This window comes from Bacillus sp. JJ1521, from assembly GCF_036965165.1.
In the GTDB taxonomy this organism is placed as follows: Bacteria; Bacillota; Bacilli; order Bacillales; family Bacillaceae_L; genus Ferdinandcohnia.
Map to the genome: position 1 here is coordinate 49362 of NZ_JBALOX010000100.1, position 12235 is coordinate 61596.

The following is a 12235-nucleotide window of genomic DNA, read 5'->3' on the forward strand; positions in this document are numbered from 1 at the left end:
ATGAAAAAGTCTTTCGTATTTTTTATATCTGTTTTATTTTTGTTTGTATTAGCTGCGTGTGGCAGTGATTCCAGCACTGGTACTTCAACAGAAGGTATTTCAAGCGATAGCGATAGTGCTAAAAAAGAAGTCATTCGAATTGGCTATCAAAGAGGAAATACATTAAACATTTTAAAAGAGCATGGTAACCTTGATGAAGCATTAAGTAAAGCGGGTTATACAATTGAGTGGAAGGTGTTCCCAACTGGAACAGTGTTACTAGAAGCATTAAATACGAATAATATCGATTTTGGACATGCATCTGACGGTAACGCAGTATTCATGCAAGCTGGTGGTCACCCATTACATTATGTCGCATCTGAAGCACCATATCCAAATGGGGTTGCATTGGTCACGAAGGCTGATTCGGATATTAAAACAGTAGAAGATTTAAAAGGTAAAACAATTGGTGTAACAAAAGGTGGTAATCAACACTACTTATTATTAGTAGCATTAGAAAAAGCGGGTATTTCATTAGATGAAGTAGAAATTAGATTTTATAAAGATGCAGCGGAAGGTTTATCAGCATTCACTACAGACCAGTTTGATGTATATGGAACATGGGATCCATATTTAGCAATCGTTGAGAATAAAGTAGAAACACGCACGATAGTAAATGGTTCTGATTTAACTGAGAACCGTACATTCTACTTCGCATCAGAAGACTTTTTAGCTAAAAAACCAGATGTAATCAAAGTAATTTTAGAGGAATTACAAAAGTCCGACCAATGGGCTAATGATAACAAAACAGAAGTTTCCGAAATTCTTTCAACTGAATTAGGTTTAGAAATCGAACCAATCCAACAGGCGAATGACCGTCGTAAATTTGGTGTTCAAAAAATAGACGAAGCCATCATTACAAGTCAACAACAACTAGCAGATACATTTTTTGAAGCTGGTTTACTAGAAACAGAAGTGAGTGTTAAAGAAGCGACTAATGTAGACGAAGCACTAATTCCAGACAACATCAAGTAACAGGAGGGTTTTAACATGACAAAGGTAATTGAAAATGCATTCTTGAGCTATGGCAATACAGATGCTCCAGTAAAGGTTGAAGTATTTTTAAATCTAGCATGTCCTTACTGTGCAACATTTTTTGAAGCAGCAGATAAAGTTCTAGCCCCTTATATTGAAAGTGATCAAGTTCAATATGTGATTAAACATTATGATAAGCCACGTGAAATGCTGCTATATGGTACTTTAGCGAATTTGTTTTTTGACTACAACGAACCTGAACGCATTTATGAGATTATGAAAGACTTGTTTAAGAAGCAAACTGAATGGAGTGAGTCAGATAGTCACTCTATTAAAGAAATGTTAACGGAACAGTATGGATTAAAAGAAGAGCCAGATACAATTGACATCAGTTTAAAAATTACAGCTGAAGCGATTAAACGTCAGGTTAAAATGGTACCAACTGTTTTTATAAACGAGAAGGAATTCCAATTCCCTGTTGAGCTTGATGCGCAAGGCTTAGAAGATGAAGTTGAAAAGGCACTAGCATAGGGTAAAAAGGACACCTAAGAGACTCTCAATCAATTGGTTGAGGGTCTTTTTGATGAGGAAAAACGGATGTAGTATCCTTCCCACATCCGTTTTTAGTCTACTAATTTATTTTTTACTGCATAAAGTGCTGCTTGTGTTCGGTCAGTCAATTCGAGTTTACCTAGTAGATTGGATACATGTGTTTTGACTGTTTTTTCGGTGATAAAAAGTGAACTAGCGATTTCTTTGTTACTTTTCCCCTTGGCAATTTCCTTTAAAACATCTAACTCTCTATTCGTTAACTCCTCAATTGCATTTTTCTCCTGGTTTCGATGATTGGATAGACTGGCCAGTAGGTGTGAAGTTGCTATTGGATGAAGTTGATTTTCACCAGCCATCATTTTTTTGATGGATGTGACAAGACTATCAGGCTCAATGTCCTTTAATTGATATCCGGATGCACCTGCTTCAAGGGCGGGGATGACATGGTCTTGATCTGAAAAGCTGGTTAGGATCATAATCTTTATTTCAGGTAGTTCCTTTTTGATAATCCTTGTTGCTTCAATCCCGTCCATTTCTGGCATCACTAAATCCATTAAGATGAGATCTGGCTTTAAGGATTTTGCCAAAACAATCGCTTCTTTTCCATTAGCTGCTTCCCCGACGATTTCTAGTCCTCTTTGTGTTCGGAGAAAAAAGACAAGGCCGCGTCTAACAACATGGTGGTCATCTACTACTATTATTTTTATGCTCACTTCCTAATCCCCCTAAAACGGAATGTGAATCTCTATTTCTGTACCACTTCCCGGTTTACTTTGTAAAAGAAAGGTCCCGTTCAAGCTTTCAGTCCGTGCTTTCATGTTCCGTAATCCCAATGATGGTATTTCAAGGTTTTCCTCATAGAGGAAGCCGCAGCCCTTATCCTTAATGATCATTTTTACTCTATCTTCAGAAGCTTGGAAATGTAAAGCGACTTCTGTTGTCTGGGAATGCTTTTTACAATTTGCCAGGGCTTCCTGCCCAATACGCCACAAGGCTTCCTCTACCTTTCCGGGAATGGTGGCTGCACCTAGAACCGTTGTATCGATGGATAGACCAAGCATTTCGGCAAAGCTTCGTAGGGCACTTACTAGTCCGTTTTCTAAACCCGCAGGTCGCAGTTGCCAAATTAATGCTCTCATTTCTCCAAGTGCCTCTTGAGCCATATCTTGTATATAGGTGAACGTTTGTTTGACGTCGTTGCTTTCGGTCATTTCTACGCCGGCCCTGGCTGTGAGGCTTAAGGAAAATAGGAGTTGATTAACCGAATCATGAAGATCTCGTGCTAAACGATTTCGTTCAGCAACAAGTGCAGTCTCTTGTTCACGTTGAGTCAGCTTGATACGCTTCAGCGCGGTTCCGATTTGATAGGCAACAGCCTCAAGTAAGGCAAGTTCATTTTTTTCAAAATGAGTTTTATGTGGCGCTCCCACATTCAAGATCCCAAATCGTTCCTGCCCAGCACGGAGCGGGACGGTCGCGTGATGGGTCAAGCCGCATGTATCCCCAGCTTTTTCCTCGAGGGCATCTTCAATCCTTTTGCACTCAATAATATTTGTTGCTTTATTCAGTTGCTGGTTGTTGTACTTATTAACACACCAGCAGCTTCCATGGCACATCCGTTGCTTTTGGTTATTTGCTAATGCAGGGGGAAGTGCTTCGTCAGCAATAAGATGGTGTTTACCATGCTCATCAATTAAAAATATCCAACCAGTTTGCAGACCAGTTACCTGGAGAAGCTTAGTTAAAACACAGGATAATACGTTTTTTGTGTCTGTTCCTTCATTTAACAGTTCAGCTATTTCCTTTAATATGCTGATTTCCTCAAATTGATCCCGTGCGGACATGAAATTCCTCCCAGCAGTATTTTCTGCTTTCATTATAACCCATTTATAATATTCAGACTTTGGATTTTTCGATGGAACTCAATTAGTCTGCAAAAATTCAAGTATTTCTGTAGTAGGCCCTTTGTAGAAGACGGTCTGCCAACCATTATCTAGTCTATAGGGGCCTTCGATTTTTCGAAGACCCGTAAGCGAGGTTATTATCCTATCAAGATTACTAACTTCAAAGCAGATATGAGCATTTATCGTATTACTTGAAATTAACTCTATTCTAAAATCATCGAGGGTCAAAAACACGATTTCTTCCTCCATGAACCTAAAACGTTTCTCTTCTTGAAAACCTAAAAAGTGTTTATAAAAATCGACAGAATCCTCAAGATTGCTTACTTCAAGACCGTAATGATGAAGTTTCATACCATACCTCCAAATCAGATAATAAGATTCATATCTCCAAATTCATGCCATAAATAGTTGGCAACAATGGCTTGGTCGTAAGCCTGTAGAAGATGCCCTTCAGGAATAAACGCGGATAGCATATCAAGATGGCTCGCCTTTGGTTCGTGTAATCCAGTAATGATCCCATCGGCTATTTTCAAAGGAAACTGATCATTGATGTATAGATTAGTTACTCCCGAAAGATTACCGAACTTTACTGCGCTCTCAAGAGCTCGAACCACGGTTGTTCCAACCGCAATAACCCGTTTTCCGGCAGCTTTTGTTTCAAGTATCCGTTGCATTGTTGTTTCAGAAATGTGATATTCTTCCTCGTTCTCCTCAGGTGTCTGTTGCCAGCTATCGTCTAGGAGATAGCTTAGGCCAGTATGGAGTTGAAGAAAATCAACCTGAATTCCCTTCCGCATTAACGTAAAAAGAAGTTCCCAGCTGAAGGCCCTTCCTGCTGAGGGCATTTCTACTGAACCTGGATGGCTGGCAAAAACCGTTTGGTAATAGTCTAATTCCCATGGTTGGTCAATATATTCATATCGAACCGGCTCACCAAGTGCGTAAATGATATTTAGTAAGTCAGATCCCATTTTAGTAAACTTCAACATTTTTAATGGTGAATTTTTCTTTTCGCCAATTACCGTTGCTGATAATTCGGGTGAAAAAATAAATTGATCACCAACCTTTACATTTTTTTCGACAAAGAGTACCTCCCATAGATCTTCACCACGACGTCTAGCCAGTCGAATTTCCGTCTTAGCTGCGATTTGGATTTTGTTCCTAAGCCATCCTGCATGTAAAACAGCAGGAATGGTGCGACTATTATTTAAAATAACAAGGTCTCCAGCTTGGAGATACTGCGGTAAATGGAAGAAGCAGTCATGCTCGATGTTACCAGAATTCCGATCAAGCACCATCATTCGGACATGGTCTCTCCTAATCCCACGTTTTTCAGGTGGGAGAGAGGCATTTAGTTTATCTGGAAGGTAAAAATCGATAACTTTTGCTGCCATCATTACACCACCTCATGAGATTGTGCTGAATACCGTTTTCCATTAATGCCTTTTGTCTGATCCGAAGCAAGGTATAAAAAGATATCGACTACACCTTCTGGTTTTGCAAGCGGGTAATCACAATCCGGAACAGCCAATTGGTGCATCTCTGTATCCATTTCTCCAGGATCAACCATATTGATACGAACTCCGGTCTCGCTTAATTCATCCGCCCATGTTTCGGTGAGGCCTTCAACTGCAAACTTCGATACCCCGTATGCTCCCCAGCCTGCATAACCAGTGTGACCGGCTTCCGAAGTCACATTGATAATCGAGCCTTCATTGCGCTCGAGCATCCCAACTACAACTCTTCTTGTTACTATAAATGGTGATAGTGTATTAACCCTTAGTACCTCCATATAGTCTTCTTCGGGGTAATCGAGTAATAACGGCATTGGACTAGGTCCTAACATGGAGGCATTATTAATCAAAATATCAATCCTGCCAAAGGTGTCTTCGGTCAGTGCAACAAATCGTTCCACATCTCTAGACTTAGAAACATCAGCGGTCACTGCAAGAACTGTTGCCCCAATGTTTTCAGCTTCATGTTTTACTTTTAAAAGGTTTTCTTCCGTTCTCGCGCAGATTGCCAGCGTCGCTCCTTTTTTTGCAAAAGCTAATGTTAATGCCTTTCCTAATCCTTTTGATGCTCCAGTAATCATGACAACTTTATTTTTCATCATCGTTATCTCTCCTTACGTTCTTTATGATTTAAGCATACTGGCAACAAGGGGATTCTTCTTCGTAAAAAAGCTTGAACTTTATCTACAACTTTTGGAGGAGAAAAATTAAAAAGGGTATGTAGATTGACTGCATGGAAAAGCAATTTTCATATCGGACAACCTTTCGCCAAATTTCAAGTTATTTCGAGCAATTCATCTACATATGATGAATGTAAGAATGGTAACAAACGTGAAGGGGTGTGTGGAAAATGAGTCGTATCCAAAAATCAATGCTCGGTGCTCTAATCGGCGCGTCATCGGCAGGAATGTGGTTAGTCGTCGATCTCTTACTTCCAGAACCAATCGGGGACTATTTATTATTCGGTATTATGGGTGTAGTTCATATGGTCATTGGATGGCAGGTAGCAAGATTGCTCGGAAAGAAAAAGGAAAGTCCATCGCTTAAAGTTAAAAGGTTGGAGACATCGGATATACAGAGATAGAGATTAGCTCTCAATCAGATGATTGGGGGCCTTTTTTTGAGGAAAGGCATTAACTGTGATTAAAAACAGGACGAGATAGATCTTGAAGCGCTATGAAGGACTTTTTGAGAGGGAGCTGGGAGCGTTCGGTTCTTCATGAGCCTGATGAAGGACATTCCGCGTGAGGGCCGGCTGCATTCGGTTCTTCATGAGCCTGATGAAGGACTTTCTGAGCGGGGGCCGGCGTTGTTCGGTCCTTCATGACCCTGATGAAGGACATTTCGAGCGGGAGCCAGCAGCATTCGGTCCTTCATGAGCCCGATGAAGGACTTTCTGAGCGGGGGCCGGCGTTGTTCGGTCCTTCATGACCCTGATGAAGGACATTTCGAGCGGGAGCCAGCAGCATTCGATCCTTCATAACCCCGATGAAGGACTTTTCACGTGGAAGCTAGGAGCGTTCGGTCCTTCATCCGATGAAGGGCAAATCCAATCGGAAACCAGCCGAAATCCCCTTCATTCCCCCAATGAAAAGCAAAACCAGGCAATCCCACACAAGCAATCCTTTTCATGTATGGATAGTTTTATTTGGAAATTAAGGTAGTTTGTGTTTGGCGCATGTTTATGCTGGTACAGTAGGAAACTATCTGACAAAGGGGGTTTCTTATTTTATGAATGTAATTACAACCTTCAAGGAAAAACGGAAAGAGAAGCAAATCAAGTATGAACGAAAAATGCTGCGTGAGCTTTCATTAGAAGAACTTAAAAAGAACGTCGTGGATAGCTTTAGTAGCTTTTTTAGAATGGACTCCATGCTCGGAAGTGCGATTGAAGAAGGATGCATTGATGTTGCTATAGAATCATACCTATTAGGGGCTAGGTATAGTAAATTCGGTTACTACGGGGAATCTGTTGAACAAGTGAGAATGCGATGTTACAGATTTGAAAAGAACCTGATTGATGCGTTATATGAGTTCGTTTGCTACTGGGGTCATATTGGCGACCAAGGCTTTGTGAATGAGTCCCTCTACTACTCATGTGAACGCTATGTTACTTATTGGTGGACGGAAGGATTCCAGAAAGGGGAAAAAAGACACCGGCTAAAATTGCATTAGAATTTTTAATCATATATACTCTCCTTGTCCCATATAGTTATTGTAGGGACATGCAGGAGGGAAATGATGAATAAGAAACTAAAAATTACGGGTATCCTTTTAGGAGCTGTTATTTTATTTATATTTATACAATATCGATTTATGGATAAAGATGTTTGGGACCCATGGAGTTTACCTTTATCAGGGAAGTATATTATTATTGACCCTGGTCATGGTGGCCCTGACGGAGGAGCCGAAAGTGGTGACGTCCAGGAAAAGGACATCGCCCTTGAAATATCCAATAAACTCCGCGATTACTTACAACAGCAGGGAGCGCTTGTAGAAATGCTGCGGGAAGAAGATAAAGATTTAGCAAAGGACGGAACGAAAGGTCTCAGCAGACGCAAGACAGAGGATTTGAAGAAACGCGTTCAAATCATTAATGAATCAGAAGCGGATTTATTTATAAGTATTCACTTAAATGCCATCCCTTCACCAAGGTGGAGAGGGGCACAAACTTTTTACTTTAGTACCTTCAAGGAAAATGAAGACGTTGCCAAATTTATTCAAGACGAGCTTCGAAACAATCTCGGAAATACAACACGACAAGCAAAAGCGATCAATGGTGTGTATTTATTAAAAAGTGCAAAAAGGCCTGGTGCACTTGTTGAAGTAGGGTTTCTCTCAAATCCGGAGGAAAAAGCTCTATTAGTACAAGATAAATACCAAGACAAGGTCGCAGCCTCCATCTATACCGGAATCAACCGATATTTCTCAAATGAATCAAACCCACCGGAATAAAAGCAACAGGGTTAATTTAGAGGTGCAAACATTATAAAACACAAAACAAAACGCACTTGAATTCATCACAGTGCGTTTTTTATTGATCAAAGGGGATTAAATAATTATTTTAAATTTTGGGAGTTAAGTAACAAGTGATATTAAAAATAAGGGGAGATTTTCCGGTTAGGCTGCAGAACTGGGCTCTGTTCGGTGTAAGTGGAGATTTTTCGATTAAGTAAAGCAAAATGACCCATTTTTACGTTTTTCGAGTCAATAGTCGGAATCCTTCCGTCTATATTATCTATTATCAGTTCTATTTTCTAGATAAGCGGAAATTCTCCGCTTATTATCAAACTCGCTTTAGCATCTAAATTGTGACACTCCTCACACTGTAAAATCGGACGGGTATGCTATAATAAGGATGGAGTGAAACCGAATACAGAATCTAGGTGGTGTTTTTATGTTAACTGAGCAACAAGTACTAGAAGTTTTACATCAATTGCAAGATCCATTCTTACATAGAACATTCGAGGAAACGAATGCAATCCAAGAGATTAAAATAAAAGAAGAAAAGAAACATGTCAGTGTAAAAATTGCCTTATCTAAGACTGGTACAGGTGAGCAACTTCAGCTTCAAACGACAATTGTAAATGCGCTAAAACAAGCGGGAGCAGAATCTGTTGGGCTTCGTTTTACAGACCTATCACCAGAAGAACTAGCGAAATTTAAGACTGAATCAGTAGGTGAGTCAGCTCCTCTATTATCCCCGGTTAATCAAACCACCTTTATAGCGGTAGCAAGTGGTAAGGGGGGGGTTGGAAAATCAACTGTTTCCGTAAACTTAGCTGTATCGTTAGCAAGACTAGGGAAAAAGGTTGGAATTATTGATGCAGATATCTATGGATTCAGTGTTCCGGACATGATGGGAATCACAAATCGCCCTGTCGTACGCGGCGAAAAAATTATCCCAGTTGAAAGAAAAGGGGTAAAAGTGATTTCAATGGGCTTCTTTGTAGAAGACAATTCACCGGTAATCTGGCGTGGACCAATGCTAGGGAAAATGTTGAATAACTTCTTTAATGAGGTTGAATGGGGAGATCTTGACTACCTAGTACTCGACCTACCACCTGGTACAGGAGATGTGGCATTAGATGTTCATACGATGCTTCCACATTGTAAAGAAATTATTGTGACAACTCCACATCCAACGGCTGCATTTGTGGCAGCAAGAGCGGGTGCAATGGCTCTTCGCACAGAGCACGAAATCCTAGGTGTTATCGAGAATATGTCTTATTTTGAAAGTAAAGTAACAGGTGAAAAGGAATACGTCTTTGGTAAAGGCGGTGGAGAGAAGCTTGCTGATGAGCTTCAAACATCTTTACTGGGTAAAATTCCATTGGGTCAGCCTGATTGGAATGACGATGACTTTGCACCGTCTGTATATGATGAAGATCATCCGACTGGGAAAATCTATAATGATATTGCACAAAAAGTAATTGATGCAATTTAAACCACAACAACGAACAAAGACCCTCCTGGTTATTCGGGAGGGTCTTTAATCTATTGGCGAACTAACTATTACCGCTTCCTTGCCCTTCATCCTTTTTTGCTTTTTCCTGTTTTTGCATTTCTTCGGCAGCTTTAATGAGAATATCTTCAATCTTCGCTTTATATAAAGGGCTCTCAAGTGTTTCACTGATTACCGTTTGAAGATGCTTTCTAAATTCCTGACTTTTAAGAACATCTGTAAATTGTTGTTCCATCTCAGGATTTTTTAAGATATCCATCACCATTTTTTGATAATCGGGATCCTTCATCAAGTCTTTAATGAGCTTTTCGTGCTCCGTTTTCATACTCTTTGCGTATTCCTCAACAAACTTTGTATCCTCGAACGTCTTTTTCCAAAATTCAACCCCATTGTCTGAGGTAAGGGTTTCCTGGATGGCATCTTTTACGACGACTTGATCCATGACAAGATGCTGTTTAAACTTTTCATCACGCATGAGTTCCTCAACTGCTTTTTTACCATCATCGGTTTTCAATATATCGACAACCATCTTTTTGGTTTCTTCATAATCCATTCGATTTTGTTCAATATTCGCTGGGGCACACCCCACAATAGCCAATAGAAAACTAAAAATGAGGAGGAGCGACATCCTTTTTTTCATTCCATAAAGCTCCTTTCATAAGGGATCCTTATTTGTTAATATGCTTTTTTTGTTAAAAAATATTCACGCATTGCATAGTGAGAAACTAGCATTTATCCCCTTTGTTTTGGTACAATCATATTTGAAAATATAGACTGGGGGATTTTGTCGTGAAAAGTCGAAATTGGGTAAGGCTGTTTCTTTCGACCTTACTTGTTGGTGCAATAAGCACAATCTTTTTTGGGTTTGCCATTAAATGGAGTGAATATAAAGAATTATTTTTAGCAGCAGATTTTGTTGAAATCCTAATCGTCGTATTTTGGTTTATTGGTGCTGGGTTTATTTTTAGTATTATTAGCCAAATGGGCTTCTTCGCCTATCTAACCGTTCACCGTTTTGGACGTGGACTTTTCAAGAGTGCTTGGAGTCCGGCGCAAGTCGTGTTAATTGCTTTTGTATTCTTTGATTTAATTTATTTTCGTTTTAAGGTGTTTGCAACAGAGGGTGAAACAATCTCGTCCTATGTATGGATACCGATTTTGATGTTAGTATTTGCATTAATCATTGCCTATTTTAAAAGTAAACAAACAAACAGCAAAGCATTCATTCCGGCTGTCTTCTTTATATTTGTCGTATCCGTGATAGAATGGATGCCAGCTATCCGAGTGAATGATATAAGCTGGTTGTACTTAATGATTTATCCACTGTTAATTTGCAACGCTTATCAATTATTAATACTTCCAAAAATAACAAACCAAAAAAGCTGACCCAATGGATCAGCTTTTTGTTTATTTGTGCAAGGATTCTTATTCGACAACTTTACTTTTTACATCCGCATTATCAAGCATATCACTTACCGTTACAAACGAGAGACCTTTCCCTTTGATTCCTTTTAATACCCCAGGAAGAGCTTCAGCTGTCTGTTTGGCGGAATCTGAAGCATGAAACAAAATGATATCACCGCCTTTTACTTTATCTAAAACATTGCTCGTAATTTTTGCTACTCCAGGATTGTTCCAATCATTGGAATCAATGCTCCAATGGATGAGCGTATATCCAAGAGAGTCCAATACTTTCACAACCCTTGGATCAAAATTAGCGTCAGGTGTTCGGACAAATGAAACGGTTTTGACCCCCATTTTCTTAAATGCTTCTTGGGCCTTGTAAATATCCTTTTTAATCTGCGCATCCTCTAATTTAGTATAATTTTTATAATCATACCCCTTGACGCCAATTTGATGTCCATCCTTTACAATCCGTTCCACAATTTGTGGGTGTCGCTCAGCCCATGATGCGGAAAGGAAGAACGTTGCATTTTTGATCCCTTCATTTTTTAAGGTGTCGATAATTGGGAGTGCCTTTGTATCTCCCCAGCTAATATTAAAGGTAAGTGCAACCGACTTTTCGCTCTTTTCTCCTGAATTAATCACACGTGGTCCGTTTGCTGTTGAAAAAACAGGAGCAATATTTCCTTTTTCTATATAAAAAATACTGGCTGTAAAAAGGCTCGCGAAAAGAATAATTAAGGTTTGTTTAATCCTTTTGCTGCTCAAGATGTAGAAAAAATTCATTTTTATCCCCCTTGTCCAAAGCATCTTCTGTAAAAATAATATGCTTGTCATCCGATTTGTATGTGTAAAATTCTAGGGGAAAACCAATTCATAAAATAACAAAAAACTGGTAATAACTAGAATTACAATTAACTTGGGGTGAAACTATGTTTGGATTATTAGTTGATCAGAAGGAAGTTAAAGAATTAGAATACCTTCTAAAAAGAGAGATGGATGAAATCCTTTTTGATGTGGGAGATGCAAGGATTGACCATATCGTAAAAAGAGCAATGGAAGAAAGATATCAAATCCTATTTCGTTTATTTAAAAGAATTGCTGAACCTTCAGAATGCAGCAGGTATATTCGTTCGAAAAAGGTAAATAGTAAAAGGGGATAAATGAGCGGGGAGGATTGTATGTTGTCGATATGGTCCTCTTTAAATAATTTAAAAAGATTATTGACACTGATTTTACATGATGGTATATTAATAAACGTCGTCGCTGACGATCGTAGATTTTAATTAAAAGTTTTAAAAAAGATGTTGACTTCACATTGTCAGCGTGCTATATTAAAAAAGTCGCTTCTGAGCGACGGGTCAAAAAAGTTCTTTGAAAAC

General features: G+C 39.3%; 15 protein-coding genes. 8 read left to right on the forward strand and 7 right to left on the reverse strand.

All coding sequences use genetic code 11. The annotated features are described in order from the left end of the window. Complete coding sequence (locus V7147_RS14760; protein ID WP_335368600.1) at positions 1-1014, forward strand: aliphatic sulfonate ABC transporter substrate-binding protein; 1014 nt, start codon at positions 1-3, stop codon at positions 1012-1014. 15 nt (positions 1015-1029) lie between these two features. Then, a complete protein-coding gene (locus tag V7147_RS14765) occupies positions 1030-1545 on the forward strand; it encodes a thioredoxin domain-containing protein (protein ID WP_335368601.1) in 516 nt (171 codons plus the stop codon). A gap of 92 nt (positions 1546-1637) precedes the next feature. Here the strand turns inward: V7147_RS14765 and V7147_RS14770 are convergent, their stop codons facing one another. The 5 genes from V7147_RS14770 to V7147_RS14790 all read right to left on the reverse strand — a co-directional run bounded on the left by V7147_RS14770 (position 1638) and on the right by V7147_RS14790 (position 5586). Beyond that, on the reverse strand, positions 1638-2279 hold the full coding sequence (locus tag V7147_RS14770) for a response regulator transcription factor (protein ID WP_335368602.1): 642 nt from the start codon (positions 2277-2279) through the stop codon (positions 1638-1640). Positions 2280-2291: 12 nt separating this feature from the next. Beyond that, on the reverse strand, positions 2292-3410 hold the full coding sequence (locus V7147_RS14775; protein ID WP_335368603.1) for a GAF domain-containing sensor histidine kinase: 1119 nt from the start codon (positions 3408-3410) through the stop codon (positions 2292-2294). A 78-nt stretch (positions 3411-3488) separates the two neighbouring features. Beyond that, positions 3489-3821, reverse strand: a complete 333-nt coding sequence (locus tag V7147_RS14780) for a VOC family protein (protein WP_335368604.1) — start codon at positions 3819-3821, stop codon at positions 3489-3491. Positions 3822-3835: 14 nt separating this feature from the next. Next, on the reverse strand, positions 3836-4864 hold the full coding sequence (locus tag V7147_RS14785; protein ID WP_335368605.1) for an S-adenosylmethionine:tRNA ribosyltransferase-isomerase: 1029 nt from the start codon (positions 4862-4864) through the stop codon (positions 3836-3838). 2 nt (positions 4865-4866) lie between these two features. Then, positions 4867-5586, reverse strand: a complete 720-nt coding sequence (locus V7147_RS14790; protein ID WP_335368606.1) for an SDR family NAD(P)-dependent oxidoreductase — start codon at positions 5584-5586, stop codon at positions 4867-4869. 248 nt (positions 5587-5834) lie between these two features. Here V7147_RS14790 and V7147_RS14795 point away from each other — a divergent pair, with 248 nt between their 5' ends. The 4 genes from V7147_RS14795 (at position 5835) to V7147_RS14810 (ending at position 9431) form a co-directional block, all read left to right on the forward strand. Beyond that, the gene (locus V7147_RS14795; protein ID WP_335368607.1) at positions 5835-6068 is read left to right on the forward strand and encodes a hypothetical protein; all 234 of its coding nucleotides are present in this window, start codon (positions 5835-5837) and stop codon (positions 6066-6068) included. 647 nt (positions 6069-6715) lie between these two features. Further along, complete coding sequence (locus V7147_RS14800) at positions 6716-7159, forward strand: YbaK family protein (protein ID WP_335368608.1); 444 nt, start codon at positions 6716-6718, stop codon at positions 7157-7159. A 66-nt stretch (positions 7160-7225) separates the two neighbouring features. Beyond that, positions 7226-7939, forward strand: coding sequence for an N-acetylmuramoyl-L-alanine amidase CwlD (cwlD, locus tag V7147_RS14805; protein WP_335368609.1), 714 nt, complete (start codon positions 7226-7228; stop codon positions 7937-7939). Between the two features lie 442 nt (positions 7940-8381). Beyond that, positions 8382-9431 (forward strand): Mrp/NBP35 family ATP-binding protein, encoded by a 1050-nt coding sequence (locus V7147_RS14810; protein WP_335368610.1) that lies wholly within the window; start codon positions 8382-8384, stop codon positions 9429-9431. 61 nt (positions 9432-9492) lie between these two features. Here the strand turns inward: V7147_RS14810 and gerD are convergent, their stop codons facing one another. Beyond that, complete coding sequence (gene gerD, locus V7147_RS14815; protein ID WP_335368611.1) at positions 9493-10089, reverse strand: spore germination lipoprotein GerD; 597 nt, start codon at positions 10087-10089, stop codon at positions 9493-9495. A gap of 149 nt (positions 10090-10238) precedes the next feature. Here gerD and V7147_RS14820 point away from each other — a divergent pair, with 149 nt between their 5' ends. Next, positions 10239-10835, forward strand: coding sequence for a KinB-signaling pathway activation protein (locus tag V7147_RS14820; protein ID WP_335368612.1), 597 nt, complete (start codon positions 10239-10241; stop codon positions 10833-10835). 39 nt (positions 10836-10874) lie between these two features. Here the strand turns inward: V7147_RS14820 and pdaB are convergent, their stop codons facing one another. Further along, on the reverse strand, positions 10875-11639 hold the full coding sequence (gene pdaB, locus V7147_RS14825) for a polysaccharide deacetylase family sporulation protein PdaB (protein ID WP_335368613.1): 765 nt from the start codon (positions 11637-11639) through the stop codon (positions 10875-10877). 146 nt (positions 11640-11785) lie between these two features. Between pdaB and V7147_RS14830 the strand changes: the two genes are divergently transcribed. After that, positions 11786-12016: a hypothetical protein gene (locus V7147_RS14830; protein WP_335368614.1), complete on the forward strand. Its 231-nt coding sequence runs from the start codon at positions 11786-11788 to the stop codon at positions 12014-12016. Positions 12017-12235 lie beyond the last annotated feature (219 nt).

Excerpts from the sequence above, each read along its gene's own strand:
- V7147_RS14760 (WP_335368600.1), top strand. The coding sequence starts at position 1 with ATGAAAAAGTCTTTCGTATTTTTTATATCTGTTTTATTTTTGTTTGTA.
- V7147_RS14765 (WP_335368601.1), top strand. The coding sequence starts at position 1,030 with ATGACAAAGGTAATTGAAAATGCATTCTTGAGCTATGGCAATACAGAT.
- V7147_RS14775 (WP_335368603.1), bottom strand. The coding sequence starts at position 3,410 with ATGTCCGCACGGGATCAATTTGAGGAAATCAGCATATTAAAGGAAATA.
- V7147_RS14780 (WP_335368604.1), bottom strand. The coding sequence starts at position 3,821 with ATGAAACTTCATCATTACGGTCTTGAAGTAAGCAATCTTGAGGATTCT.
- V7147_RS14785 (WP_335368605.1), bottom strand. The coding sequence starts at position 4,864 with ATGGCAGCAAAAGTTATCGATTTTTACCTTCCAGATAAACTAAATGCC.
- V7147_RS14790 (WP_335368606.1), bottom strand. The coding sequence starts at position 5,586 with ATGATGAAAAATAAAGTTGTCATGATTACTGGAGCATCAAAAGGATTA.
- V7147_RS14795 (WP_335368607.1), top strand. The coding sequence starts at position 5,835 with ATGAGTCGTATCCAAAAATCAATGCTCGGTGCTCTAATCGGCGCGTCA.
- V7147_RS14800 (WP_335368608.1), top strand. The coding sequence starts at position 6,716 with ATGAATGTAATTACAACCTTCAAGGAAAAACGGAAAGAGAAGCAAATC.
- cwlD (WP_335368609.1), top strand. The coding sequence starts at position 7,226 with ATGAATAAGAAACTAAAAATTACGGGTATCCTTTTAGGAGCTGTTATT.
- V7147_RS14810 (WP_335368610.1), top strand. The coding sequence starts at position 8,382 with ATGTTAACTGAGCAACAAGTACTAGAAGTTTTACATCAATTGCAAGAT.
- gerD (WP_335368611.1), bottom strand. The coding sequence starts at position 10,089 with ATGAAAAAAAGGATGTCGCTCCTCCTCATTTTTAGTTTTCTATTGGCT.
- pdaB (WP_335368613.1), bottom strand. The coding sequence starts at position 11,639 with ATGAATTTTTTCTACATCTTGAGCAGCAAAAGGATTAAACAAACCTTA.
- V7147_RS14830 (WP_335368614.1), top strand. The coding sequence starts at position 11,786 with ATGTTTGGATTATTAGTTGATCAGAAGGAAGTTAAAGAATTAGAATAC.